Genomic DNA, 26,042 nt, shown 5'->3' with positions numbered 1-26,042 from the left:
AATTTAATTACAAATGTAACTAAATTTCAAAATTCATCATTAGTAAAAGTTATAAATTATGCTCTTTCAATCACAATTGCAGAAGCACCACCACCACCATTACAGATTGCAGCTGCGCCAATTTTTGCATTGTTTTGATTTAAAACACTAATTAGAGTCACTATAATTCTAGCACCAGAACAACCTAGAGGATGTCCTAAGGATACAGCTCCACCATTTACATTGATTTTGTTATTGTCTAATCCTAAGATTTTTGCATTAGCTAAACCTACTACAGCAAAAGCTTCGTTAAACTCAAAGAAATCTACATCAGCTACAGATAATCCTGCTTTGTCTAATGCTTTTGGTAATGCTTTTGCAGGTGCAGTAGTAAACCATTTTGGTTCTTGTGCTGCATCAGCATATGATTTAATGTAAGCTAAAGGAGTTAATCCTAGCGATTTTGCTTTTTCTTCACTCATTAAAACTAAAGCCGCGGCACCATCATTAATTGTTGAAGCATTTGCAGCTGTTACTGTTCCATCTTTTGTAAAAACAGGAGCTAATGAAGGAATTTTGTCTAATTTAACGTTAGTATATTCTTCATCTTTAGTAACTACGATAGCGTCACCTCTTCTTTGAGGAACTTCTACAGGAACAATTTCTGTATCAAACTTGCCTGCTTGCCAAGCTGCTGCAGAACGCTCATACGATTGAATTGCGAAGTTATCTTGATCTTCTCTTGTAAAGTTATATTCAGATGCACATAAATCTGCACAAACTCCCATTGCGTTATTATCATAAGCATCTGTAAGCCCGTCTTTTTGCATACCATCCACTAAAGAAGTTGGTCCAAATTTTACACCATTTCTTAAATGTACATAATGAGGGATTAAACTCATATTTTCCATCCCACCAGCAACTACAATTTCAGCATCCCCAGCCATAATAGCTTGAGCACCTTGCATTACGGCTTTCATTCCACTAGCACAAACTTTATTTACAGTAGTACAAGCAACATTTTCAGATAAACCAGCATATAAAGCGGCTTGTCTAGCTGGAGCTTGACCATTTCCGGCTTGCACCACATTTCCCATCAATACTTCGTCAACAAGTTTAGGGTCTAAATTGATTTTGTTTAAAGCACCTTTGATAGCAGTTGCTCCTAATTTTGTAGCAGGTACACTTGATAATGCTCCCATAAAACTTCCAATCGGAGTTCTTACGGCAGAAACTATAACTACTTTTTTGTTCATGATTGTGTTTTTAGATTTGAATTGCGAATTTACTAATTTTATTCTAATTTAGATACTTAATTTAATGCAATTCTAATTAAAAATGGAAATGAAATTGATTTTTCATAATTAACAGCAAAGAATGTATATTTTAGTATGTCACCCTTTTAAGGAAAGTCAAGCTGGTGTTTGCATTTTTTTGCATAAAGGTATTGTGTTGAATATAAGCGCTTTTAAAAGATATATTTAAAAATAAATAAAAAAAGTCTGATAATAGTTGTATATTAACGAATGAAACCATACATTTGCAACCGCAAAAAAGATAAGTTCTTACAGAATAATAGGAGAGGTGCCGGAGTGGTAACGGAGCAGATTGCTAATCTGTCGACGGGTAACCGTCGCCAGGGTTCGAGTCCCTGTCTCTCCGCTTTTTTTGTCTTCGGGGTGTAGCGTAGCCCGGTTATCGCGCCTGCTTTGGGAGCAGGAGGCCGCAGGTTCGAATCCTGCCACCCCGACAAAAATAAAATAGGTTGCGTAGCTCAGCTGGATAGAGCAACTCACTTCTAATGAGTAGGTCCCAGGTTCGAATCCTGGCGCGATCACCTAGTCCGTAATAACTTGATTTTCAAGATGTTACGGATTTTTTTTGTTTCTATTTCTAAAATATAACTACTTGTTTTTCAGTGTTTTAATTTATTTTCAAAATTTCAAAAAACGTTTTTTGACACAGTTTTGACACAGTAAAATTTAGTGTGTCAGAGTATAATTTATTGCAAAAGTAGATTTTATTGTTTTTAGTTTCGGTTTATCACCTAATTCAAAAGTTTAAAATCTCCATTAAATTAATTTCAAGAGACCCATATAAAGCAAACAGTTATTATTTGATGTTTTTAATATCCTATAGGTCCAAAATGTATATGATAATCAATTCTGTCTAAAATCACTTTGTTTATACACTCAACAGAAATTTTTTTCTCTTTAATGGGTCTTCCAAATAGTGCAACATTAGGAATGATTTGATTTTCAATTCTATCTTTAAACTGTGGAAATTTCCTTATAGACATTCCATAAATTGTTTCTGTAGGATACGAGCCAGTTCTCAGCGAACTAAAATATGAAGGGTAAATAATTCCGTCAAATCCTGATTTATATGCTGCTTTAGCAATCTCTCTTGAGATTTCGTAAGAATGATTTTCCGCATAAAATAAAAATTGAACAGAAATATCTAAACTCTCAAATTCAGTGCAATCTTCTTCTAAGATTACTGCCAAATTTAATAGTTTTAAATTAGATTTAGGCTGTAAAGTACTAACGAATAAATGGTCTATTGCAGTTGATCTGCATTCATGAATGCAAACTTCTAGATCTGGAGAAGCATATAAAATAGGTAATCGATTTGAGTCTAAACGACCATTACCTGATTTAGGAGGGCTATCATATTCAGAATGTTTTTCGGGCTCTTTTGGATTTTTGCGTAATCTGTAAAATTTAGCATCACTAGTTAGAGTTAGTGATGGATATTCTTTGATAATCCTATCTATAATTTCTTTTCTATATTTTCTTGTTTGCAATTTTTTTAATGGTTCAATATGACCTAACATCCATAATCTGGGACCATAATCAAAAAATCCAATACTAATATTCTTTTCAATTAAAACTACGTCACTTTTTAATGGTTCTTTAAAACTAATACTTGTTTTTTGATGTTCATTAAATTGAATTAATGGTGCAGCTCCATAATCAACTTTCCAGGATGTACCTTTTACAAAAAATCGATATGCCAAATCGCCTATTAGTTTGGCAGTTAATTTTGAACCGTTTTTTTTGTTGCAGTTTCTACAGTCTTTTTTATTTTTGATGCCAATTTTACGAGCATCAAGTTTCAAACCTTCGTCCTTGAAGCATTCTGAACATATTAAATGTTTTTGCAATTTATTGTTGGTTTTTGGGTTTCTAAAATATCACATATCATCTTTGAGCTTTGCGAAGGTGGGACAATCGAAGTATAAATAATCAGAATTAGAACATTTTTCCACTTTCGCAAAAACCATTTTATTGGCAGTTGTGCCCGCCTTTTTCTAAAAAAACAACCCAATCTTCAGCAAGTTCTAAGCAAATAGTTTTCTTATCTAAATTCGTTTCATTTGTAATAGAAAAACATTCGGTGTCTCTAAAGAAATTGGTATTTACAATTTCAGTTTTATATGGTTTACATACAACAATTCCATCTATGTCAGAAAACTCATTGTTGCAAATTTTTCTAATTACTGGTGTTAAGTTTTCTGCTGAAATGGATTTTAGTCCAACTAACAGAATAAATACTAATCCAAAACTTAATGAATTTTCATAATAGTAACTTTTTGTCTCTTTAAGTTGTTTATTCGCTTTTTTGAGTGTTCTTCTAATTGGTTCTTCTATATTGTCTAAAGTTCCTTCTCGATTTACATTAGGAAATTGAAAATTATATATTCCTGTTCCATCTTTATTAATATTAATTGGAAATGAAATGAAACTATTGGTCGAATCTATAAATCCACCTTTTTCAAAGTAATCCTTTTCAATTATTTTAAGTTCAACAATTATATTTTTGTTTTTATTTATATAATCTGCGTTTTTAAAATTTGGTGAAAATCCAACATCGTTAGAAACCTTAGAATATCCTATTTCTAACATAAAATTATCAAATTCAATTTCCGTTTTCTTTATATCCTCCATTTCTATTGTTAAAATCTAAGTTAAATTTTGCTGTTTTTTATATAAAGAAAATGATTCTATCTAAGTCTCTGTCAATTGCTGCTAACGTCTGCCGCTTCAGGAAGTAGTTAACTTTGGGACTATATACTTTCTACTAAGTTAAAATTTAAAAAAGGAAAATGCTCGCTATTTATAGAAATTGCTATTAGCAGCAGTGATATTTAGATTTCTTTATGACAAATGTGATATGCTCTTAAATAAAGTTCATCATAAGTTAATATTTCAATATTTCGAGAGTCACGTCTAAACAATTCAAAAGTTTTCTTTTTGATTTCCTTTACTTTATAGCTGTCTTGAGATTTTTGTATTTCTGTATCTAAATTGCCAATAATTAGAATGCATTTAGAATCGTAACCTTTCTGAGTTATTTTTTCTTCTTGAGAATTGTACGGTTCGCTTTCGAGTTTTATTTGTCCTGCGGCCTTCTGTTCCAAAATTTGTGAAACGGCATATATTAATTTGGTTGACAAGCACCAGCTGCCCGAACGATTTTGACCACTGCTTGTATTCACAAATAATTCTGTATCTGGAGTTTTCAATTCGACAAAAGTTGTAAAGTAGTTGTCACCAATTAAAAAATCTGCATTTACTTGTCCTTTTCCAGCTGCATCATTACCTGATGCTGAAAACTCCTTTTGTAAAATATTTTGATATCGATAATCCAAGCCATAACCAAAAATCCAAGGGTTTTTATTAAAAAAATGTTGCCATGCAATTTCATCTTTCGAGTTTTCCGAAATAGCGTTTTCTTCTTTTTTATACAATTGTAAATAGCCATTCTCATTAAGCAATCTATTAAATATTTTTAACTGATTCTTTCTGTAGCCTGTATTAACAATATCTTGACTTGTGATAATATCGTTATCTAATAATTGTTGAATTAGTTCGGCACCTTCAGAACCTTGCAACAATGTAGATACTTTTTTTTTCGTTTCTTCGTCGAGAATATCTAATGAATTATCTGCTAATTTTAATCTTCTGTCAGAAACTGTACTTAAGTCTATATCATGTATAAAATTTAAGAAAAGTTCTAACTGTGCAAAGTCAAACTTAGCGAAAGAAACTTTTTGACTTTCTTTCCCGTCAACAATTTTTATAATGTCTATGCCTTCTATATTATTTCTTGAAGGTAAATATTTGACTTGCATAAATGTTTTTGGAGCCAACTGTATATTTGTACTGTCATTATCTGCAAATACAACTTTAAAAAATCTTCCGTTTTCGATTTCGTGATTATAAAGTTGCTCCAATTTGAAATTGTCAATAATTTCTGCTGTATTTGGTTTTGAACCTCTAAGACTCATAAATTTTATTTTATGTCAAATATACATTATTGTTTAGACGGACTTGTAAATCATTACTGCTAACTATTAAATAACATCAAATTATTTTTATATTGTTATTAGTTAAATCAAATATATAAAATAAAAGATTATTAAATATAGTTTAACAAATATGGCTCAGTAATAGAGTATGTAAACACACATTTTTATTCTTTATTTTTCTAATTAAATTTGGGAAAAATAAAATTCTGTGCCACAGCTGTGCCACAGTTTAGTATTAACTTATTGTCAATCAGTGTGTATAAAAATCCTGGCGCGATCACAAAAAAGCCTTGCGTTTGCAAGGCTTTTTTGTTTTTTTTGTTATTATATCTAATATGTTAGAGGCCTTCGTATTTTCCTTCTTCATCAATTAGGTATATTTCCTCTAAAAACCATTTTTCATTTACTTTTATATAATGATATTCATAATCGGATTCTAAATAATCAAATACTTTGTCTTTAAATTTTGTAATAATTATGGCTCTATCGGTTTTGATATCTTCTTTAATTATTTTTTCTCGCTCTGGGCAGTGATTAGAATCGCTACCAAAAGAAATTCCTTGATGTATTTTTCCTTCAAGGCAATATTTTGAAATTATTTTTTTGTATTCTTTCTCAATGATATCATATTCTTTCCCATTTTGATTTAAGCCATATGCTAAATCATTCCATTTTTTATAGTCTTTTATAAATTCAATTGTAAGTTTTGAAGGAGTATTTAATGAACTCTCTTGTGAAACAACTCTATGTTGTAAAAAAAGACTCAAGATGACAAGATAAATAATTCTCATTTGCTATAGTTTTACTCCACACACTTAATAAAATCCATAAAGTACGTTTCAGGATTTGATTTGGTATTTAAAGTTTCTGAAGTCAATTCACTTTTTAGTACATAATCTTTTGAATCGCCTGCATATTGCACTCGCATAAGCATGATAGAACTATTTTTTAATTCTTCGTAGTTGGTTTTGGTAAAATAGAAGTATGCTGTTAAAATGCGGATGTTGTTTTTTTCTTTTTCATCATAGTTTAACACACTACAACTTTCTTCGTCATTTGCAATTAGGGTTACAATTTTGCCGTTTTTTAATTGTAATATCACTTTTGAAGTACTGTTGATGCATTTGGTTGGTATAAAATCTTTACTTTTTTGCAATAATTGCAAGCCTAACATTGGTGCGCCATCATTGTTTATCAAATTGAAAAACAGATACTCATTTGTGTTTCCAAAAATCTTTTCATCAATTAATACGTTTGGTAGTACTTTTAATGATGTAGAGTCCGTTTTTTCTTCTATATCATAAACACAATCTTTAGTTTGTGCTGTGGCTAATACAGGGATAAAAAGTAAAAGGGCAAGTATATTTTTCATTGATTTTAAATTTTGGTGCAAAGTAAAACTATTTTTTCATTTTTTAAGTTTGTAGTAAAAAAAGCAAACAATGTGCCACCGTCGCTAATTTTGTATTTCTTTTTGATGTCTTCTACTTTTAATGGGAAATTTCGGGTAGTAACATTCATTTTCTGATTTTGAACATACTTTTTTAAATCGTTTTTTTGAAACGGAATTTCTTGCTTAATTTCAAATCGCCTTCCTTGAAAATCTTTAATTGCATCAGTTGTATATAAATGGGAATGTTGGTGCAATTTATCCAAACCAAATAGTTCAGAAACCGCTTCAAAACCGCCAGATTTTAGTAATGCAGCATTAGGTTCATAAAGATATTTTTTAGGCAAACTAAACGTTGCTTGGTAGTTTTTTGTAAGCTCGATTGCAGTTGAAAGTATTTGTTCTTTTTCAATGTTTACCGCAATTATTTTTGGGCTATCGGTAAATGATTTTTTGATTTCCCATAGCAATTCTTTGACTTCATTTTCAACGGCTACAATATGAATGGAAGCAACATTTTTTAACTCATTTAAACCCGCTTGAAGGTCTAAAATAGGAGCGGTTTTAATTAGAATAGTATCTGAATATTGATAATAAAAATCTTGCAACGCTACTACATTTGGCAGACAATCGGCTAGCATGAATACTTTTCCTTTGGAATCATTTCTTCGTGAAGGATCAATATAAATACAATCAAATCGTTGTTTTAATTGGGCTAAAATTTCAGAACTATCACCAGAAATACAGGTTATGTTTTCTGTTTTTAATTGTGTGTAGTTGTGTTTTACAATTTCTGATAATTCAGTATTAATTTCGCAGTGTATAACCGATTTGAATTGCTGTGCAAAGTAGTAATCATCTATGCCAAATCCGCCTGTACAATCTATTATATTTTCTCCAGAAACCAATGAAGCTTTATATTTTGCTGTTATTTCTGAAGAAGTTTGTTCTATAGAAATTTTTTCAGGATAAATAATATTTGAAGCAGCAAACCAAGTAGGTAATTTGTCTTTGGCTTTCTTTTTTGATACAATTTGATGAATAATTTCGGTATAATTAGCGGACGGAAATGGATTTTTCTTTAGCGCTAATTTCGAGCTATCGATACTTAAATTTTCTGTAATGAAATTTTGAATTTCTGGATGTAAAAGTTGTTGAATATTCAAAATTAAAAATTTTTGGTAAGTGCTTTGATTATGCGATTATCAGGTAAGAATTCTTTACCAATTACTTTTAATGAAGTATAAAAAGGAACCGCAATAATCATTCCCGTGATGCCAAATAAAATCCCAGAAATTAGGATAACCAAAAATATTTCTAATGGATGCGAGTTGGTACTTTTTGAGAAAATTAGAGGAGAACTCACGTTGTTATCTATTAATTGTACGACAAACATTCCAATTAAAACGTAGATGGTAGTAGGTAAGGTTTCGGTGCTAAAATCGGCTCCTGTACCTATACTGTTGGTCATAATTAATATTCCTGCTACAAATGTTGCAATTAATGGACCAACGTATGGAACAATATTAAAAACAGCACATAAAAGTGCTATAATCAGCGCATTGTCTATGCCAAAAATTAAGAAAACAATGAAATATAAAATAAGAATTATGAATAATTGTAATAACAAGCCTAAAAAATACTTAGAAAGCATTTCGTTTATTTTTTCAACTGAATTTAGTACTTTTTCTTTTTGATTTTCAGGTAATACTTTCTTAAAAGCTACTGAAAATGAAGTTCTTTCTTTAAGTAAGAAGAATGAAATGAAAAGCACTGAGGCTAAACCCATTCCAATATTTCCAATAGTACTCGCAATACTATTTAAAAAGTTGGGAATAAATTCAAAATTAGAAAATGAAGTTAGTTTTGAGTTTTTTACTAATTGTTGTAAATCAATATTATGCGAATTCAAATAATTGGTAATATTATTTAATAATTGTAAGTAATTTTTCTCTAATGATTGGATGTCTAAAAGTGATAAATTTTCGCCTTGCGATACAATCAATGGTACAAAAAGAAGCACAATTCCACTAATAACAAGTAACACTAAAATCAGCGAAGTTACTACAGCTAATGTATTTCTAAACTTGAGTTTTCGTCTTAAAAACAAAACCAAAGGATAAAGAAGTAGTGAAAAAACAATAGCAACAATGCAATAGACAATGACAGTAGCTATTTGGTATAAAAAAAACAACAAAAGAGCAATTGCAGTAAGTATTAAAACTGCTCTTACGATTCCATGTGATAGTTCTTTTGAAGTCATTTTTTTTCTTTTGGCTAAAATAAAAAAAACTCGCCAATAAATAGCGAGTTTTCTCAAATAACAATTAATTAAAATCAAGGTTGTGCAAACGAATTTCTTGCACCACCTGAAGCGAAAATGGCAAGCATTCTGCTTTTTTGACCATTTGAAAACATATACATACCAGCGTCATCTGTGTAATCCATGTAGTTCATAGTCATTTCGATTGGTGTTCCAGTACATGTTGAATAGTGTGGAAATGCTGGAATACCATAATTTGCAGTATTGTGAGAAGGTGTATCTGATACTAAGTCGCTTCCGCAAGTTGCATCACCCCAAATATGTCTTAAGTTCATCCAGTGACCCACTTCGTGAGTTGCTGTTCTTCCTTTGTTAAAAGGAGCTGTTGCAGTACCAGTTGTCCCTAAATATCTAGAATCGATAACAACTCCATCTGTTGCAGATGAACCTCCAGGAAATTGAGCATAACCTAGAATTCCACCACCAATTGTACAAACCCAAAGATTTAATTTTGTAGTTGGTGATGTAGGATTAAGTCCTCCTTGAGCTGATTTTTTCATTGCATCTCTGGTTCCCCAAGATGTTTTTGTAGTAGATTTTCTGTAAACAGCATCTAAAACAAACGAGATTCCTACATTAGCTTTTACTCCAGAAAAAACCGCAGGCACTTGATTAAAATCGGAATTAGTTGCATTGAAGTCTTTATTTAATACGTCTATTTGTGATTGAATTTGTGTTAATGAAATATTTTCGGCAGCAGTTTTATACAAAACATTTACAACAACTGGAATTTGAATTTTCCCGTTTACTAATTTTGCAGTATTGTTTCTAATTGCTTCTTCTGTAAATCTTTCAATTTGCTCCATTTTTTGAGCTAATTCTGGATTTTGTCTCAATTGCTCTTCGTAAACTTCATGCGATGCACAACCTCTGTGGTCATGTGTAACTAGTGTCTTTTCTTCCGTTGTTGTTGATGTTTCATCGTTTGAACATGAAAACAAAAACAGAAAAGCAAATGCTGATAAAACGATTTTTTTCATAAAATTAAAATTTTAGTTAGTTAATTTGGTTTTTTTAGTTTTTACAATAGCAATAATCTATTTTTAAAGAATAAATCGTTTGTATGAAAAAACTGATTCAAAGTTAACGAAGTTGAAAATTCTAATTTTACAGATTTTCTGTATATTTTGTTAAAGTTTTAGGATATAATATCAAATTAGATGAAAAAGTATGAAATATGGAATATTAGATTTAAATGATTGAAATAATATTAAAGGTCTATTACTAAGAATTGATTTAAAAAGAATTAGTAAGTAAAAGCATAATGAATTATGTTTGCACCCATTTTGAGTGCTTTTTCTCTTACATTTGCTGGGTCATTGTGTACTTCTGCATCTTCCCAACCATCGCCTAAATCACACTCGTAGGTGTATAATAAAACAATCCGTCCGTCTATAAAAATGCCAAATGCTTGTGGTTTTTTATTATCGTGTTCGTGAATTTTAGGTAATCCACCAGGGAAATTATACGGCTCTTGAAAAAGAATGTGGTTGGAAGGAATTTCTGTTAATGGGTTGTCAGGAAAAATCTTTTTGATTTCTTTTCTTATAAATTCATCCATACCATAATTGTCATCTATGTGTAAGAAACCACCAGAGCTTAAATATTTTTGTAAATTAATAACATCATTTGCGCTAAAAACTACATTTCCGTGCCCAGTCATGTGAACAAACGGATAATTAAAAATTTCTGCACTACCTACTTCTACAGTTGCAATTTTGGTATTTAAAGTAGTATTGATATTTTGATTACAAAATTTCACCAAATTAGGTAAAGAAGTCGGATTTGCATACCAATCACCGCCACCAGAATATTTTCCAACAGCCACTTCTTGGGAAAATCCCAAGGTTATAAGAAATAAAAATACAACTAAAAATGGTTTACTCATTTAGTAATGCAATTGTATGGCAAGCAACTAACGCTGCGGTTTCTGTTCGTAATCTTGTGTTTCCCAAAGTTACAGGAATAAATTGATTGGCAATCGCTAAATTAATTTCTTTTGTAGAAAAATCACCTTCTGGACCAATTAAAATAGTAATTTTTTCATTTTTAGTAATTTCCTTTTGAAACGATTTTTTGTCGGTTTCTTCGCAATGTGCAATAAACTTTTGACCATCAATATTAGATTTTACAAACTGTGAAAGCGAAATAGGTTCGTTAATTTTAGGCAAATAAAAATGCAATGATTGTTTCATAGCAGCCTGAATTATTTTTTCAGCTCGATCAATTTTATACACTTTTCGTTCCGAATGATCACAAATAATTGGTGTAATTTCATGAATGCCAATCTCGGTGGCTTTTTCTAAAAACCATTCTAAACGGTCGTTCATTTTGGTTGGAGCAACTGCAATATGTGTGTAAAATTTATCAGGTTCTTGAAAGGTTTCTTTAGTGATTTTTACTTCACATTTTTTCTCAGAAGCTAAAATAATTTCCGATTCAAATAAGTAGCCTATTCCATTTGTAATCAGTATTTTATCGCTTTCTTTTTTACGTAATACTTTAACTATGTGCTTACTTTCTTCTTTATCAAAAAAGAAGTTTGTGTCACCTTGTTTTATATCGGAATTATAGAATAGTTGCATAGTTTTAAGATTGATAGTTTGATTTAGTTATATTGATTGCGCCGTAGACGGCTAACATTTTGACTAAATCAGATATTTCTTTGTTATGGTTTTTATGATTTATTACAGCCTTGAAATTATTAATATTTCTTGAAAAACGTAATTCAAATAAAATTTCACTTTTTTCATCTTTTAAAACAAAAAAATTCGAGAAAAAGCCCTTAGACGATAAGATGTATTTTTCTTTTTTGAAAGATATAATCATTTTTGATTGCCAGAAGGTTGATTTCAGTTCACAAATTGTATTAGAATCTTTTGTTATCTTGATTTTCTGTCCAAACCATCCGTAAGGTTTTACTTCGTATAATTCAGTATCACTAATTTTTATTTGAGCTTCAAGATTTGAATTACCAGAAAATGATAAGTTTCCTAAAACCTTATCATTTCTTAGCCAAATAAAATTGGACTTATTTCTTTTAATTATTGAATCCATTTTGTTAAAATTCAATTCGTGCTTTAGAAACCACGTCAGCATTGCTAAAGTTTTCTTCTAAAAAGTTATAATAACCTACAATTCCAATCATGGCAGCGTTATCTGTTGTGTATTCAAATTTAGGAATATACGTTTTCCAACCGTATTTTTTTTCAGCTTCTTTCAAGGTAGTTCTAATTCCAGAATTTGCAGAAACACCACCACCAATTGCAATTTGATTAATACCAGTTTCAGCAACAGCAAGTTTAAGTTTATCCATTAAAATTTGAATTATAGTATGCTGTATGGAAGCGCAAATATCGGCTTTGTTTTCTTCAATAAAGTTTGGGTTTTGGGCTACATTTTTTTGAATAAAATATAGAATTTGTGTTTTTAAACCACTAAAACTAAAGTTTAATCCAGGCACTTTTGGTTTGGTAAATGGAAACGCTTTTGGATTACCTTCTTGTGCAAATTTATCAATCAAAGGTCCGCCAGGATAGGGAAGACCTAATATTTTTGCGCTTTTATCAAATGCTTCACCAACAGCATCATCTGTAGTTTCTCCAATGATTTCCATGTCAAAAAAGCTGGTTACTTTCACAATTTGAGTATGTCCTCCTGAAATTGTCAAAGCTAAAAATGGGAATGTTGGTTTTTCATATCCATCTTCGGCTATAAAATGAGCTAAAATGTGTGCTTTCATATGATTTATTGCAATCAACGGAATGTCTAATGCCATGCTCATTGATTTTGCAAATGAACCACCTACCAACAACGAACCCATTAATCCTGGACCTTGTGTAAAAGCTATACAATTCAAATCTTCTTTGGTAATGCCTGCTTTTTTTATGGCAACATCTACCACAGGAACAATATTTTGCTGATGGGCTCTAGAAGCAAGCTCAGGCACTACACCACCATATTCTTCATGAATGGCTTGTCTGGCAACAATATTTGATAAAACAATATCGTTACAAAGTATGGCTGCAGACGTGTCATCGCACGAACTTTCTATCGCTAAAGTATATATTTTCTTTTCTAACATATTTAGGCACGAAATTTGACTTAAAGATATTGTAATTATCTTACAAAAATCCTTATTTTTGTTGGATATCCCCCTTTTTTATAATTTTAAGCAAATTTAAAACAAAATAGAGTATCAAAAAATTTAAAAAAATACTATTTCGTTTCCTTTTTGGAATAATATTATTGCTACTCTTTCTGGGGATACTATTGTCGTTGCCTCCAGTGCAAACTTATTTGGGGAAATATGCAACAGATGAGCTCAACAAAACATATGGAACAAATCTCACAATTGAACAAGTTGCAATAACTCCTTTTGGTAGTGTAAAGTTAAAAGGAATCCTAATTCTTGACCATCATAAGGATACTTTGTTTGCTATAAAACGATTAAACACTTCTATTTTAAGCTTTAAAAAAATATATGACCCAGGACATCCTTATCTTAAAGATGTAATTATTGACGGATTAGATGCTAAAATTGTAAACTATAAAAATGAAGATTATACTAATTTAGATAAATTCATTGAAGCATTTGATGATGGTACACCGTCATCAGGTAAGTTTAGAATGAGAGCAAATAAAATGACAATTTATAGTAGTCGTTTTCGCTATATTGATGAAAATTTAAAAACACCTAAAGTTTTAGATTTTACGCGATTGAATGGTAAAATTGAAGATTTTTTAATCAAAGGACCAAATGTAACGACATTTATAGACAGGCTTTCTTTTAAAGATCATAGAGGTTTAGAAGTTAATAATTTAACTGCCGATTTTACTTACACAAAAAAGAATATTCTTTTAGAACAACTGGCAATGAATACACCAGAATCTGAAATGAAAGGAAGGGTTGAGTTAAAATATGATCGAAAAGATTTTTCAGATTTTAATAATAAAGTAATTTTTGATGTGCAGTTTGAAAAAGCTTCAATTGCTTCAAATGATTTGAATCATTTTTATAATGAATTTGGAAAAAATAATACGTTTTATGTTGACACGCATTTAGTAGGTACATTAAATAACTTTACAACGCATGATTTAAAGTTAGTAGATAAAAATCAATCCGAAATTATTGGAACGGTTAATTTTAGAAATCTTTTTGGAAAAGATAATCAAGCGTTTTACATGAAAGGTAATTTTGATAGAGTTACCTCTAATTATGAAGATTTAAAAGGAATTCTGCCAAGAGTTTTAGGTGAAAATTTGCCATCTGTTTTAGCAAAATTAGGAACGGTTAATTTAGCAGGTGATGTTGAATTAACTCAGAAATATATCAATGCTGATGTTTATTTACTTTCAAAATTGGGCGAAATTGAGAGCAAATTAGCTATGCAAAATGTTGATAATATTGATAATGCTTCTTATCAAGGAAATATTCAGTTGGCTAATTTTGATTTGGGAGCATTATTAAGTGAAAAAGATTTGGGTAAAGCAACCTTGGATTTAGATGTTGATGGAAAAGGATTTACTCAAAAACTATTGAATACTAAAATAAAAGGTAAAATTGATAAGTTCTATTTTAATAAATATAATTATCAAAATATTACGGTTGATGGAAGTATGAAAATGCCTTATTACAAAGGTTATTTTAACAGCAATGACCCTAATTTAAAAATGGACTTTGACGGTGTGATTGATTTGAGTAAGAAAGCCAATAATTATGATTTTAAAGCTCAAATTGATTATGCAGATTTACATCTTTTGAATTTCTATAAAAAGGATTCTATTTCAATTTTTAAAGGGAATATCAACTTTAAAGCTAATGGTGGTTCTATAGATGATTTGGTTGGAAATTTGGAAATTCATGACGTGTCTTATCAAAATAGTAAAGATTTTTATTTTTTCGAGGATTTTGAAATTACGTCTTCTTTTGATGAACAAAAAGTTCGTACGATAACAATGAATTCTCCAGATATTATTAGCGGTCAAGTTGTTGGAAAATACAAGGTAAAAGAAGTTCGTAAAATAGTTGAAAATGCTTTAGGTAGTTTGTATGCCAATTATTCCCCGAATAAATTAGCAAAAGATCAATTCTTAGAGTTTGATTTTACAATTTATGATAAAATAGTAGAAGTTTTTATTCCAGAAGTTTCGATTTCTGAAAACACCAGATTCAAAGGAAAAATCAATGCAGATGAAGGTAAATTTGAATTGGATTTTAGATCACCTAATATTGTCGCTTTTGAAAATCATATTCAAAATGTAAAAATTGACATCGATAATAAAAATCCTATCTATAACGCATATATTTCTGTTGACACCATAAAAAACAAAAATTATAAGATTGCTGATTTTAATTTAATTAATATTACACTTAATGATACTTTGTTTGTTCGTTCAGAGTTTAAAGGAGGAAATCAAAGTCAGGATAAATATGATTTAAACTTATATCACACCATAGACGAGAAAAAACAGTCGGTAGTTGGATTCAAAAAATCGGAAGTAAAATTCAAAGATTACACTTGGTTTATCAATGAAAATGAAACTAACGATAATAAAATTGTGTTTGATAAATTTATGAAAAACTTTGATTTTCAAAAGATTAGTTTGTCACATAATGATCAAAAAATGGACTTCTTTGGTTCTATGCGCGATTCAACGTACAAAGATTTTCAGTTAACGTTTGATGATGTTGATTTGAAAAAAATAACACCATCGTTAGATAGTTTGTCTTTTGGAGGGAAGCTAAATGGAAATGTCAAATACTTTCAAGATAAAAATGTATATGATCCTCAATCAAGTATAACTATTGATAGCTTACAAATTAATAAAATTCTAATTGGAGATTTAGATTTTAACGTTGAAGGAAATGAGAATTTTAACCAATTCAAAGTAGCCTCTAGTTTAAAACAAGATGGAGACGAACGATTCTTTTTAGACGGAAACGTAAACTTTGTTGGCGAACAATCAAGTTTGGAGTTAGAAGCTGGTTTTCAAGAATTTGATTTAGCACCTTTTGGACCACTTTTAGGTTCTGTTTTGTCTGATGTTAGAGGTAATGCTACGGGTAGAGCTAATATTGCAGGAGCACTAACAAAACCCGAAATAGATGGCCGTTTGTATCTAAATAATGCAGGAATGCGTGTGCCGTATTTGAATGTAGATTATGCGTTTGAAAAAAATGCTATTGTAGATATAACCGAACATCAATTTAGTCTTAGAAAAATTGAAGTTACCGATACAAAATACAAAACTAAAGGAATTTTAGACGGAAGTATTCGTCATGAAGCACTAGGAGATTGGCAATTGGATTTACATTTAAGTTCCAATAATATTTTGGCATTAGACACTGAAGATAATGAAGATGCTTACTATTATGGAACTGCTTTTATGAAAGGAACTGCAAGCATAACGGGCGCTGTAAATGCTTTAAATATCAAGGTAGCTGGAGAATCAGAAAAAGGAACTTCGATTAAAATTCCAGTGAATGATGATGAAGATATAGGTGATAATTCTTTTATTAAGTTTATGACTAAAGAAGAATTTCAAAAAATAAAAGACGGAAAAGTTGTAGAGAAAAATAAATACCAAGGGATTGAACTTGAATTTGATTTTGATATTGATACCGATGCCGAAATTGAAATTATTTTGGATAGAGAATCAGGTCATGCCATGAAAGGCAAGGGATTAGGTTCTATGTTTATGGAAATTAATACCTTAGGAAAATTCCAAATGAATGGGGATTTTATTGTACAAGAAGGACAATACAACTTTAAATATGGTGGACTAATTGATAAAAAATTTAATGTTGAAAAAGGAGGAACTATTCGCTGGGATGGTGATCCTATGAATGCGGTATTGGATTTAGAAGCAACTTATAAAACTACTGCAAACCCAGCCGTTTTATTAGAAAGTGCTTCGTTTAATAAAAAGGTAGATACTAATGTTTCTATTTTATTAAATGGAAATTTAAGCAATCCTGAACCTGATTTTAATATTGATTTTCCTAATGTTAGTTCGGTACTAAAAAGCGAAATAGATTATAAGTTACAAGACAAAGATACGCGTCAAACACAAGCGTTTGCATTACTTTCTACAGGTTCATTTGTAACTGCTGAAACAGCCGGAAATGCTGCGTATGGTCCACTTTTTGAAAGAGCAAATTCAATCATCAATGGTTTATTTGCTGATGAAGATAGTAAACTGCAATTGGGTTTTGATTATTCGCAAGGAAATAAATTAACTGAAATCTCAGACAGAGTTGGGGTTACCTTGAGTACTAGAATTAATGATAAAATTTCAATCAACGGAAAAGTCGGTGTACCTGTAGGTGGTGTAACAGAATCTGTTATTGTAGGAAATGTCGAAATTCAAATGCAATTGAACGATGACGGTACACTAACAGCACACGTATTTAATAGAGAAAATGACATCAATTATATAGGAGAAGGTATTGGTTATACTCAAGGACTTGGACTAACCTATAATGTAGAGTTCAATACTTTTAAAGAAATGATTCGTAAAATCTTTACAAAAAAGAAAGAAGATAAAGACTCAACCAATTCTAATGATCAAATGCCTGATTCTGACATACCAACTGAGTTTTTAGATTACATTAACGACCGAAAAGTAAAAAAATCGGAAGGCACTAAAGAAGAACCTATTAAAGTACCAGAAATAGAATAATTCTTCAATTTTTAGCATAAAAAATAAAAAGTTATTAACGAAAACGTTTGAATTTGCCACTATAATTAAATAGTTAGCAAAATTCGTGTTTTTTTACATTTTCGTTTCTTAACTTTACATAAACAAACAAAATAATGACTTCAAAGATTAGAAAAATAGGTGTTTTAACATCGGGTGGCGATTCACCAGGAATGAACGCTGCTATTCGTTCTGTTGTTCGTACTTGTGCATATCACAACATTGAATGTTTGGGTATTTACAGAGGATATCAAGGAATGATTGAAGGAGATTTTAAAGAAATGGGACCACGCTCGGTTAATAATATCATTAATAAAGGAGGAACTATTTTAAAATCAGCGCGTTCAAAAGAGTTTATGACAGTTGAAGGACGTAAAAAAGCATATGATAATTTAGTTGCTGCGGGAGTTGATGCACTTGTAGTGATAGGTGGAGATGGAAGTTTCACAGGAGCGGAAGTTTTTAATAACGAATATGGTTTTCCTGTAATGGGAATCCCAGGTACAATTGATAATGATATTTATGGAACGAGTCATACTTTAGGTTATGACACTGCTTTGAATACTGTTGTAGATTGTATTGATAAAATTCGTGACACTGCCAGTTCTCACAACCGTCTTTTCCTTGTTGAAGTTATGGGTAGAGATGCAGGACATATTGCTTTAAACGCTGGAATTGGCGCTGGAGCTGAAGAAATTTTAATTCCTGAAGAAGATTTAGGTTTAGAAAGACTTTTAGATTCGTTACGCAAAAGTAAAGCTTCTGGTAAATCATCAAGCATTGTTGTTATTGCAGAAGGTGATAAAATCGGAAAAAACGTATTCGAATTAAAAGACTATATCGAAGAAAATTTTCCAGAATATGATATTCGTGTATCGGTTTTAGGTCATATGCAACGTGGTGGTTCTCCATCTTGCTACGATAGGGTTTTAGCAAGTAGATTAGGTGTAAAAGCAGTAGAATCTATCTTGGAAGGAAAATCAAATTATATGGTAGGAATGTTAAACGACAAAGTTGCACTAACACCATTGGAACAAGCAATTAAAGGTCATTCAGAAATCGATAAAGAATTATTGCGTGTTTCTGATATCATGACAACATAAAAATAAATTAATATTAATATATCGCTTAAAGCGTAAAGCCAAATAAAATGAAAGTAAAATTAGGAATTAACGGTTTTGGAAGAATTGGAAGAATAGTATTCAGAGAATCTTTTAATAGAGATAATGTAGAAGTTGTTGCAATTAATGATTTATTAGACGTTGAACATTTAGCTTATTTATTGAAATACGATTCAGTTCATGGTCGTTTTAATGGAAAAGTAGAAGTTAAAGACGGGCAACTTTATGTAAATGATAAGTTCATCAGAGTTACAGCTGAAAAAGATCCAAAACAAATTAAATGGGATGACGCATCAGTTGATGTTGATGTAGTTGCAGAATGTACAGGAATTTTCACAACTTTAGAAACAGCTCAAGCGCATATTGATGGTGGAGCTAAAAAAGTTGTTATTTCTGCTCCGTCGGCAGATGCACCAATGTTTGTTATGGGTGTAAATCATACAGAAGTAAAAGCTACTGATGTTATTGTTTCAAATGCTTCTTGTACTACAAACTGCTTAGCTCCATTAGCAAAAGTTATCAATGACAATTTCGGAATTGTTGAAGGATTAATGACGACAGTTCACGCTACAACTGCAACTCAGTTAACTGCAGACGGACCTTCAAGAAAAGATTGGAGAGGCGGACGTGCTGCAAGTGTAAATATTATCCCATCTTCTACAGGTGCCGCTAAAGCCGTTGGAAAAGTAATTCCAGCATTAAATGGAAAACTTACAGGAATGTCGTTTCGTGTTCCAACAGTAGATGTATCTGTGGTTGACTTAACTGTAAAATTAGCCAAAGAAACTTCATACGAGGATATTATGGCTGTTTTGAGAAAAGCTTCTGAAAACGAAATGAAAGGTGTTTTAGGATTTACTGAAGATGATGTAGTATCACAAGATTTTGTAGGAGATTCAAGAACTTCAATTGTTGATGCAAAAGCAGGAATTGGATTAAATTCAACTTTCTTCAAAATTGTATCTTGGTATGATAACGAATATGGTTATTCAAGCAAATTAATTGACTTATCAGTTCATGTAGCTGGTTTAAAATAATAGTTCTTTAAAAAATCCCGTTACATTTGTGCACGGGATTTTTTGTTCCTAAATTAACTAACACCAACCAAATGAAATTACTAGTTGACAGTGGATCTACTAAAGCCGATTGGATTGCTATTGATGATAACGGAAAAGTATTATTCACTACACAAACTTTAGGATTAAATCCAGAAGTTTTAGATAAAGAAGAAATCATTAATCGTTTAGACGATAAGTTTGATATTTCACATAACAAAGATAAAGCGACACATTTGTTTTTTTATGGCGCAGGTTGTGGAACCGATAGAATGAAAAATTTCCTTACCGAAGTTTTTGAAAACTATTTTAAAAATGCAACAGTAGTAGTTCATGAAGATACCTATGCTGCTGTTTATGCAACCACTCCAAAAGACGAAGAAGCAATTGTATGTATTTTAGGAACGGGTTCAAATTGTAGCTATTTTGATGGGAAAATTTTGCATCAAAAAGTACAATCACTAGGCTATATTGCCATGGATGATTGCTCAGGAAATCGTTTTGGACGCCATTTGTTAAGAGGGTATTATTTTAATAAAATGCCAAAAGAATTAGCACAAGAATTTGAAGAAGAGTACAATGTAGATGCCGATTATATCAAGCATAATTTATACAAAGAACCTAATCCAAATGCTTATTTAGCTACGTTTGCTAAGTTTTTAATTAAACACAAAGACAATGATTTCTGCAAGAAGTATATTCAGTTAGAAATGGAAGATTTTGTTGAAAATTATGTTGAACAATTTGATAATTGCAAAGACATTCCAGTGCATTTTGTAGGTTCTATTGCTTTTTATCTAAAAGAAGAATTAACAGCAGTATTAGCAAAAAGAGGTATTACAATAGGTAATGTTTTGAGAAGACCAATAGACGGCTTAATTGCCTATCATATTTTGAATAAATAAAATTAAAAAACCTGAAAAGAAATTTTCAGGTTTTTTTTGCGAACTTTGTAATATCTATAAAATAAAAATGGAAATAGCAATCATTGCCCACGACGGAAAAAAAGCAGATATGGTACAGTTTTTAAACAAAAACAAAGCCTTGCTTTTAAAAGAAAACATTAAAATTATTGCCACAGGAACTACAGGTGGAAGAGCAGAAGCAGCTGGATTCAAAGTAAAAAAAATGTTGTCGGGACCTTTAGGCGGTGATGCGCAAATTGCGGCCAGAGTAGCGGTTGGAAAAACGAAAATGGTATTGTTTTTTAAAGACCCCAACTCAAGCCATCCACACGAAGCGGATATCAATATGCTAATCAGAATTTGTGACGTACACAACGTGCCTCTAGCCACCAACGAAGCTACTGCACAGTTATTGTTATTAGGCTTGGATGAGGTGTAGTTTTACAGCTTTCTTTCTCTGGTGTTGAACCGACATCAAAGAATTACATTCAGTAGAGGATTTTCCGTTGGGAAATACGGAAGTAGGCATTGAAGTAAACTATTGTGGTAAGTCTTTAAATATTTAATAATTCTTGCAATCTATCAAAATTTGGATTTAAAACTTTCACTTCCCAACTTCCATCGACGCATTTTAATTCAAAATTTTTCTTGTCTGTAACGGTTAGCCAAATAATATTCAAATTGGATTCTTGAAATAAAAATTTTAATTCAGAATCTTGATTTCCAAGTCTTACTTCTCCTTTTTTTAATAAGTGATAATTTAGATACCAATATTCTGAAGCAAATTCCATTGACCATTTTGTGAAAGGCTCAACCTCAAAATCTCCAATAAGATACAAATCAAATTTTTTCGCTAAATTTTCGAGAAAGTTTAGTGAATTGAAATCTTTGTTGATTGAAAATTTTTTTATTGTTTCCATTTAACGTAATGTTCCCAAGTCTTACCGCTAACGTCCCGCCGGCTTTGTGTCAGGCGGGGATTTTTATTACTGACGTTTACAAATATACCGAAAAGTTTGAAAGAAAATATTGAAAAATAGGAGAGAAGTGCAAACACTTACCATTACCGATAAATCCCCAAAACCACGCTTGCACAAAACCGCTGTTGTGCGTAGTTTTTCTATAGATTAAACCAATTTGATTTGTAAGTATTTTTTTGAGTGTCAAAGACAAGAGCTTTAATTTTTGTAATATCAAATTCAGATAATTCATTTTTTAAGGTCTCAAATTCAACTGAATATTCATGAATTTCGCCAGGTTCTAAAGCTATGGGGTAGTTTTCTTTTTTGTCTAATTTTAATAAGTTGAAATGTTTCTTCTGTTTTGAATTACTTTCAAAACTAGGCTCTTCAATAAATCTTTTATTTTTACCAACATTAGTGATTTTTATTACAAGATAGCTAACACTATCTCCAACCTTAAAGTTAATTACAGGTGTTCTATGAATATTTCTTAATTCAACAGTAAATTTTCCTCTTCTATCATAATAAAATTCATAAAGTCGCCAAATAAAAACTATAGTAGAAATTATTGCTGCATATATTGCTGTCCAAAATTTGATATCCATTATTCCCAATTTAAAGTTTCTATGTTTTTTGAATATTGCCCTTTGTCTATGTATTTTTGATATTCTTTAGTTAAGAAAGAAGATAACTCTTGAAAAGACTCAAAAAAACCTAAGACCTCCTGATCATAAAGTAAATTATTAAAGTGAGCATAATAAGATATTGGGGCATATTCTTTTTTGTGTAATCCAATGATATATTCATCGAGATCATTACATTTTGATATAATGTAAAACGCTTCAGATTTTGATAAATATTCTAAAATTTCTTCGATAGATTTTTCACGATTATTGTCTTTTTCAATCTTATATAAATATGGAATTGTAAATCCATATCTATCATTTTGTATACAATGAGAATATATTTCGTCTATCATTTTTTTAAAATTACGCACAACTTATATATATGGGCTACAAACATTAGCTTATACACCCAAAATTGGGTAGCTTGACGCCATAAAGTAGCTTTTACCAAAAATAAGAAAAAATAGTTACAGCTTAAAGAATTACGTTATAAAAAATCCCCACAAAAAATTGTGAGGATTTCATAATATAAAGCGTTGTAAATTTATTTTACCGCTATCATTGAAATTTCTATGTTTACATTTTTGGGCAAACAAGCCACTTGGACAGTTTCTCTTGCGGGTGCTGTGGTTTCATCAAAATAACAGCCATATATAGTATTGATACGTGCAAAATCACCCATATTCATAATAAAAATAGAGGTTTTGATTACGTTTTCAAAGGTCATATCGGCTGCTGCTAAAACGGCTTTCATGTTTTCCATTACTTGCTTGGTTTCGGTTTCAATATCGTCTAAAACCAACTCCATTGTAACTGGGTCTAAGGCAATTTGCCCTGATGTGTATAATGTATTTCCCACCAAAACAGCTTGGTTGTATGGCCCAATAGGTGCAGGAGCTTTGTCTGTATAAATTATTTTTTTCATAGCTAATTCAATTTTAAAAAATCTAATTAAAATACTCTATCAGGTAATTGGCGTTTATCATATTTAATGTCACTCAATACCGATGAGGTAATTCCTATAAAGAAGCCCCAATAAGTATTAGTGCCAAATGGAACCCAATTGAAACTCATGCGCCAACTTTCTAAATCACGTTCAAAACGAAGTTGAGTAAAAGTAACGCCTTTTTGTTTAAAGTCATATCCAGAAGAGAAGCCCACTTTCCAACGTGGTGCTAATTCTACATTTCCTGAGGCCATCAATGAGTTTGAAGAAATCTCATCTTGACGATTACTATTGTTATAGGTAACTGAATAAGCCAATCGCAAATCCCAAGGCAATTTAGTATTGTACCATTCATTCGAACTTTCTTCTTTTTTACCTTCGTTATCTTTATCAAATAAACTTTGACGTGAATCACTTAAATCGGTACTGGTTCCAAATAAATCATCGCCAGTTCCACCATTTTGTTGGTTTTGCTTATTGGTTTTTTTCTCACCATCCGTACTAGAAAACGAATAGTTTAATGTCATATTAGCACTTGTCATACGAAACAAACTACCGCCGTTATCAATATTGAATTTTTCAATTCGTCTTCCCGAATTATCAATAGCATAAGGATCTAAAGTAGCGCCAAAATTCACATTCATTTTTTGTTTAAACAGTTGAGTTCCTCCACTCACGCGCATTGGTGACCAAGCTAATGAATCGGCTGCTAAATTATAACTCGTTGAAAAGTTTAAGTTGTTTAAAAGCATCACTTTTTTAGTTTCTCCTTTTTTACTTTCCTTATCCTGCATTTTGGCTTCAAAAGTATTACTTAACGAAAATCCTAAACTGTTTGAATAGCTTTTCCCTGGAGCGCCAAATAATCCACCATCAAATTTAGTGTATTCGGCAGTTGTTAATCCAGTAGCATCGATAGCATAAGTGTCATAATATTTTTCAAAACTTGGAGTATAACCATAAGAAACATTTGGACGCATTACGTGACGTATCGCTTGAATTTTTTTGTCTTCACCAAAATTGAAAGTTCCATAAATAGTGGTTCCAATTCCTGCTGAAAAATTATAGGTTCTAAAGGTTTCAAATCCTTTTTGATCTTCAGTAACCACTTTGTTTTCGATGGTGCTAAAGTATTTTTGAATTGTGTTGAATGCCCATACTTCGTTGTAAGCAGCACCCATAGAAACACTAAAATATTTGAATACTTTAAAATTGGTATTGATTGGAATACTATGCTGAAAACCTGTTTTAGCATCTCTAAACATCTGCGGTTTAAAGAATAATGAATCAGCTGTTTTGATTCGGTTTTCTCCTCTTACGTTATATTGTAAATTGATGTTTTTGAAAAATCCTTTTTTAATACCATCTTTTGGAGCAAAAGGATAGATACGATCAACACTTGCTTGTAATGTAGGAAGTGTCATATCAATTTGTTCTGTGTTGGTGTTTTGTGAATGTGTGGCAGATAACGACATATTCACTTGTGGTACTGTTTGGAATGTTTTAGAAAATGAAATAGAAGAACTCAAGTTGTTGTTCAAGCTCGATCCAACATTGTTCATATTGATAGATTGTCTGTAATATTGGCTACTTCCTAAATTCACCGATGCTGAAAATCGTGAATTAGCCGCCGCTTTTGCATCTTGACTATGCGACCATTGAATATTATATTGTTTCGATTTTACATAATCAGGAAAACCCTTTTCACTTTGAATGTTGTTTTCAAATCTAAAATTGAATCTACCACTAAATTTATAACGTTTGGCATAACTGCTTTCAGCGCGTAAACCATAACTACCATTCGTATAATAATCTCCTAAAACGGCTAAATCATAATAATCGCTTAAAGCAAAATAATATCCTCCATTTTGAAGAAAATATCCTTGCCTGTTGTTTTGTCCAGGTGTGGGCAATATAAAACCAGAAGTACTTTCTTCCGTCATCGGAAAATAAGCAAACGGAAGTCCAATTGGAGTAGGTACATCAGCAATAACCATGTTTGTTAATCCGGCAACAACTTTCTTTTTAGGAACAAATTTGACTTTTCGCACTAAAAAGTAATATTCTGGGTCTTCAATATTTTTGGAAGTAGTCAACCGTGCATTTTTCATAAAATACACAGAATCGTTTTCTCGTTTTGAAATTTCTGCTTTAATATTTAGTTCACCTTGTTTTGTTCTAGAGTTCCAAACTAATGCTTTTTTTGTTTTGGTATGAAAAACAATCGAATCGGGTTCAACTACATTACTTCCTTGAGTAAAAACAGGTCTTTGGATGTATTTTCCGGTAGAATCTTTCAGTCTTCCTGCGTAAACCAAATTTTTTTCATAGTCCATTACAATTTTTCCTGCCTTTAATTCAAAATCGGTATAGTAGATTTCGGCTTCGTTGTAAAGTGTAATTTGTTTCTTTTTTTGGTCTAATTTTTCATAATCTTTTGCCTTCATATTTACAACACCATCCAAAAAAGGTTTCTTCTTTTTTGTGGAGTCAATTGCAGTAGAATCTTTAGGTTTTATTAGGGATAAAGACTCTATTTTGATGGTATCGGTAATCTTAATTTCTTGAGAAAATACATGTGTAGTTCCTATTGTTAGAAAAATTACTGAAAAAACGATATAAAATAACTTTGTACGCAATGCTTTTAATAGTATTTTTGTAAAAATTTGGCTTACTTTTTGAAGTGTCAAACTTACATATATTTTTTTGCAAAAATAA

23 protein-coding genes and 3 tRNA genes are annotated in these 26,042 nt (G+C 31.1%); 8 read left to right on the top strand and 18 right to left on the bottom strand.

What is annotated here, in order from left to right:
- Nucleotides 1-56: 56 nt before the first annotated feature.
- On the bottom strand, nt 57-1,235 hold the full coding sequence (locus G4L40_RS03430) for an acetyl-CoA C-acyltransferase (protein ID WP_166235762.1): 1,179 nt from the start codon (nt 1,233-1,235) through the stop codon (nt 57-59).
- 322 nt (nt 1,236-1,557) lie between these two features.
- On the opposite strand from G4L40_RS03430, the gene G4L40_RS03425 reads away from it, so the two are divergent.
- From G4L40_RS03425 to G4L40_RS03415, 3 genes are all read left to right on the top strand, one after another.
- Nucleotides 1,558-1,641, top strand: a tRNA-Ser gene (locus G4L40_RS03425).
- 13 nt (nt 1,642-1,654) lie between these two features.
- Nucleotides 1,655-1,729, top strand: a tRNA-Pro gene (locus G4L40_RS03420).
- A gap of 13 nt (nt 1,730-1,742) precedes the next feature.
- Nucleotides 1,743-1,816, top strand: a tRNA-Arg gene (locus tag G4L40_RS03415).
- A gap of 288 nt (nt 1,817-2,104) precedes the next feature.
- Here G4L40_RS03415 and G4L40_RS03410 read toward each other — a convergent pair.
- From G4L40_RS03410 to tsaD, 12 genes are all read right to left on the bottom strand, one after another.
- Entirely contained in the window at nt 2,105-3,145 is a 1,041-nt protein-coding gene (locus tag G4L40_RS03410; protein WP_166235761.1) for an RES family NAD+ phosphorylase, read from the bottom strand.
- A 121-nt stretch (nt 3,146-3,266) separates the two neighbouring features.
- Complete coding sequence (locus G4L40_RS03405) at nt 3,267-3,929, bottom strand: hypothetical protein (RefSeq protein WP_166235760.1); 663 nt, start codon at nt 3,927-3,929, stop codon at nt 3,267-3,269.
- Nucleotides 3,930-4,129: 200 nt separating this feature from the next.
- Nucleotides 4,130-5,272, bottom strand: coding sequence for a Shedu immune nuclease family protein (locus G4L40_RS03400; RefSeq protein WP_166235759.1), 1,143 nt, complete (start codon nt 5,270-5,272; stop codon nt 4,130-4,132).
- A gap of 359 nt (nt 5,273-5,631) precedes the next feature.
- Nucleotides 5,632-6,084 (bottom strand): hypothetical protein, encoded by a 453-nt coding sequence (locus G4L40_RS03395; RefSeq protein WP_166235758.1) that lies wholly within the window; start codon nt 6,082-6,084, stop codon nt 5,632-5,634.
- An 11-nt stretch (nt 6,085-6,095) separates the two neighbouring features.
- The gene (locus G4L40_RS03390; RefSeq protein WP_166235757.1) at nt 6,096-6,665 is read right to left on the bottom strand and encodes a hypothetical protein; all 570 of its coding nucleotides are present in this window, start codon (nt 6,663-6,665) and stop codon (nt 6,096-6,098) included.
- A gap of 5 nt (nt 6,666-6,670) precedes the next feature.
- Nucleotides 6,671-7,849, bottom strand: coding sequence for a class I SAM-dependent methyltransferase (locus tag G4L40_RS03385; RefSeq protein ID WP_166235756.1), 1,179 nt, complete (start codon nt 7,847-7,849; stop codon nt 6,671-6,673).
- Between the two features lie 2 nt (nt 7,850-7,851).
- A complete protein-coding gene (locus G4L40_RS03380) occupies nt 7,852-8,946 on the bottom strand; it encodes an AI-2E family transporter (RefSeq protein WP_166235755.1) in 1,095 nt (364 codons plus the stop codon).
- Nucleotides 8,947-9,020: 74 nt separating this feature from the next.
- Nucleotides 9,021-9,986: a zinc metalloprotease gene (locus G4L40_RS03375; RefSeq protein ID WP_166235754.1), complete on the bottom strand. Its 966-nt coding sequence runs from the start codon at nt 9,984-9,986 to the stop codon at nt 9,021-9,023.
- 266 nt (nt 9,987-10,252) lie between these two features.
- Nucleotides 10,253-10,894, bottom strand: coding sequence for a DUF4159 domain-containing protein (locus G4L40_RS03370; protein WP_166235753.1), 642 nt, complete (start codon nt 10,892-10,894; stop codon nt 10,253-10,255).
- Nucleotides 10,887-11,591 carry a 16S rRNA (uracil(1498)-N(3))-methyltransferase gene (locus G4L40_RS03365; RefSeq protein WP_166235752.1) on the bottom strand — a complete coding sequence of 235 codons (705 nt, stop codon included), beginning with the start codon at nt 11,589-11,591 and terminating at the stop codon, nt 10,887-10,889. The genes G4L40_RS03370 and G4L40_RS03365 overlap by 8 nt, the downstream gene beginning before the upstream one ends.
- A 4-nt stretch (nt 11,592-11,595) precedes the next feature.
- Nucleotides 11,596-12,063 carry a hypothetical protein gene (locus G4L40_RS03360; protein WP_166235751.1) on the bottom strand — a complete coding sequence of 156 codons (468 nt, stop codon included), beginning with the start codon at nt 12,061-12,063 and terminating at the stop codon, nt 11,596-11,598.
- Nucleotides 12,064-12,067: 4 nt separating this feature from the next.
- Nucleotides 12,068-13,090 (bottom strand): tRNA (adenosine(37)-N6)-threonylcarbamoyltransferase complex transferase subunit TsaD, encoded by a 1,023-nt coding sequence (gene tsaD / locus G4L40_RS03355; RefSeq protein ID WP_166235750.1) that lies wholly within the window; start codon nt 13,088-13,090, stop codon nt 12,068-12,070.
- A gap of 203 nt (nt 13,091-13,293) precedes the next feature.
- Here tsaD and G4L40_RS03350 point away from each other — a divergent pair, with 203 nt between their 5' ends.
- The 5 genes from G4L40_RS03350 (at nt 13,294) to G4L40_RS03330 (ending at nt 21,229) form a co-directional block, all read left to right on the top strand.
- On the top strand, nt 13,294-17,691 hold the full coding sequence (locus tag G4L40_RS03350; RefSeq protein WP_317163929.1) for a translocation/assembly module TamB domain-containing protein: 4,398 nt from the start codon (nt 13,294-13,296) through the stop codon (nt 17,689-17,691).
- A 134-nt stretch (nt 17,692-17,825) separates the two neighbouring features.
- The gene (gene pfkA, locus G4L40_RS03345; RefSeq protein WP_166235749.1) at nt 17,826-18,812 is read left to right on the top strand and encodes a 6-phosphofructokinase; all 987 of its coding nucleotides are present in this window, start codon (nt 17,826-17,828) and stop codon (nt 18,810-18,812) included.
- A gap of 47 nt (nt 18,813-18,859) precedes the next feature.
- Entirely contained in the window at nt 18,860-19,867 is a 1,008-nt protein-coding gene (gap, locus tag G4L40_RS03340) for a type I glyceraldehyde-3-phosphate dehydrogenase (RefSeq protein ID WP_166235748.1), read from the top strand.
- 71 nt (nt 19,868-19,938) lie between these two features.
- A complete protein-coding gene (locus G4L40_RS03335) occupies nt 19,939-20,790 on the top strand; it encodes a BadF/BadG/BcrA/BcrD ATPase family protein (protein ID WP_166235747.1) in 852 nt (283 codons plus the stop codon).
- 67 nt (nt 20,791-20,857) lie between these two features.
- Nucleotides 20,858-21,229, top strand: coding sequence for a methylglyoxal synthase (locus G4L40_RS03330; protein ID WP_166235746.1), 372 nt, complete (start codon nt 20,858-20,860; stop codon nt 21,227-21,229).
- A 115-nt stretch (nt 21,230-21,344) separates the two neighbouring features.
- Here the strand turns inward: G4L40_RS03330 and G4L40_RS03325 are convergent, their stop codons facing one another.
- The 5 genes from G4L40_RS03325 to G4L40_RS03305 all read right to left on the bottom strand — a co-directional run bounded on the left by G4L40_RS03325 (nt 21,345) and on the right by G4L40_RS03305 (nt 26,014).
- Complete coding sequence (locus tag G4L40_RS03325) at nt 21,345-21,710, bottom strand: hypothetical protein (RefSeq protein WP_166235745.1); 366 nt, start codon at nt 21,708-21,710, stop codon at nt 21,345-21,347.
- Nucleotides 21,711-21,910: 200 nt separating this feature from the next.
- Nucleotides 21,911-22,357, bottom strand: coding sequence for a hypothetical protein (locus G4L40_RS03320; protein ID WP_166235744.1), 447 nt, complete (start codon nt 22,355-22,357; stop codon nt 21,911-21,913).
- Nucleotides 22,357-22,731 carry a hypothetical protein gene (locus tag G4L40_RS03315; protein WP_166235743.1) on the bottom strand — a complete coding sequence of 125 codons (375 nt, stop codon included), beginning with the start codon at nt 22,729-22,731 and terminating at the stop codon, nt 22,357-22,359. The genes G4L40_RS03320 and G4L40_RS03315 overlap by 1 nt, the downstream gene beginning before the upstream one ends.
- A 191-nt stretch (nt 22,732-22,922) precedes the next feature.
- A complete protein-coding gene (locus G4L40_RS03310; RefSeq protein WP_166235742.1) occupies nt 22,923-23,303 on the bottom strand; it encodes a RidA family protein in 381 nt (126 codons plus the stop codon).
- Between the two features lie 26 nt (nt 23,304-23,329).
- A complete protein-coding gene (locus G4L40_RS03305) occupies nt 23,330-26,014 on the bottom strand; it encodes a putative LPS assembly protein LptD (protein WP_166235741.1) in 2,685 nt (894 codons plus the stop codon).
- Nucleotides 26,015-26,042 lie beyond the last annotated feature (28 nt).

The sequence above is a fragment of the Flavobacterium celericrescens genome (assembly GCF_011392075.1).
Taxonomy (GTDB): domain Bacteria; phylum Bacteroidota; class Bacteroidia; order Flavobacteriales; family Flavobacteriaceae; genus Flavobacterium; species Flavobacterium celericrescens.
Note: the sequence above shows the minus strand (reverse complement) of the source record. Positions and strands in the feature narration are given on the sequence as shown.

What these genes read in the sequence shown, in the direction of transcription:
- G4L40_RS03315 (WP_166235743.1), bottom strand. Translation starts at nt 22,731, where the DNA reads ATGATAGACGAAATATATTCTCATTGTATACAAAATGATAGATATGGA.
- pfkA (WP_166235749.1), top strand. Translation starts at nt 17,826, where the DNA reads ATGACTTCAAAGATTAGAAAAATAGGTGTTTTAACATCGGGTGGCGAT.
- tsaD (WP_166235750.1), bottom strand. Translation starts at nt 13,090, where the DNA reads ATGTTAGAAAAGAAAATATATACTTTAGCGATAGAAAGTTCGTGCGAT.
- G4L40_RS03320 (WP_166235744.1), bottom strand. Translation starts at nt 22,357, where the DNA reads ATGGATATCAAATTTTGGACAGCAATATATGCAGCAATAATTTCTACT.
- G4L40_RS03380 (WP_166235755.1), bottom strand. Translation starts at nt 8,946, where the DNA reads ATGACTTCAAAAGAACTATCACATGGAATCGTAAGAGCAGTTTTAATA.
- G4L40_RS03330 (WP_166235746.1), top strand. Translation starts at nt 20,858, where the DNA reads ATGGAAATAGCAATCATTGCCCACGACGGAAAAAAAGCAGATATGGTA.
- G4L40_RS03395 (WP_166235758.1), bottom strand. Translation starts at nt 6,084, where the DNA reads ATGAGAATTATTTATCTTGTCATCTTGAGTCTTTTTTTACAACATAGA.
- G4L40_RS03365 (WP_166235752.1), bottom strand. Translation starts at nt 11,591, where the DNA reads ATGCAACTATTCTATAATTCCGATATAAAACAAGGTGACACAAACTTC.
- G4L40_RS03430 (WP_166235762.1), bottom strand. Translation starts at nt 1,235, where the DNA reads ATGAACAAAAAAGTAGTTATAGTTTCTGCCGTAAGAACTCCGATTGGA.
- G4L40_RS03360 (WP_166235751.1), bottom strand. Translation starts at nt 12,063, where the DNA reads ATGGATTCAATAATTAAAAGAAATAAGTCCAATTTTATTTGGCTAAGA.
- G4L40_RS03400 (WP_166235759.1), bottom strand. Translation starts at nt 5,272, where the DNA reads ATGAGTCTTAGAGGTTCAAAACCAAATACAGCAGAAATTATTGACAAT.
- G4L40_RS03375 (WP_166235754.1), bottom strand. Translation starts at nt 9,986, where the DNA reads ATGAAAAAAATCGTTTTATCAGCATTTGCTTTTCTGTTTTTGTTTTCA.
- gap (WP_166235748.1), top strand. Translation starts at nt 18,860, where the DNA reads ATGAAAGTAAAATTAGGAATTAACGGTTTTGGAAGAATTGGAAGAATA.
- G4L40_RS03310 (WP_166235742.1), bottom strand. Translation starts at nt 23,303, where the DNA reads ATGAAAAAAATAATTTATACAGACAAAGCTCCTGCACCTATTGGGCCA.
- G4L40_RS03325 (WP_166235745.1), bottom strand. Translation starts at nt 21,710, where the DNA reads ATGGAAACAATAAAAAAATTTTCAATCAACAAAGATTTCAATTCACTA.
- G4L40_RS03370 (WP_166235753.1), bottom strand. Translation starts at nt 10,894, where the DNA reads ATGAGTAAACCATTTTTAGTTGTATTTTTATTTCTTATAACCTTGGGA.
- G4L40_RS03335 (WP_166235747.1), top strand. Translation starts at nt 19,939, where the DNA reads ATGAAATTACTAGTTGACAGTGGATCTACTAAAGCCGATTGGATTGCT.
- G4L40_RS03405 (WP_166235760.1), bottom strand. Translation starts at nt 3,929, where the DNA reads ATGGAGGATATAAAGAAAACGGAAATTGAATTTGATAATTTTATGTTA.
- G4L40_RS03390 (WP_166235757.1), bottom strand. Translation starts at nt 6,665, where the DNA reads ATGAAAAATATACTTGCCCTTTTACTTTTTATCCCTGTATTAGCCACA.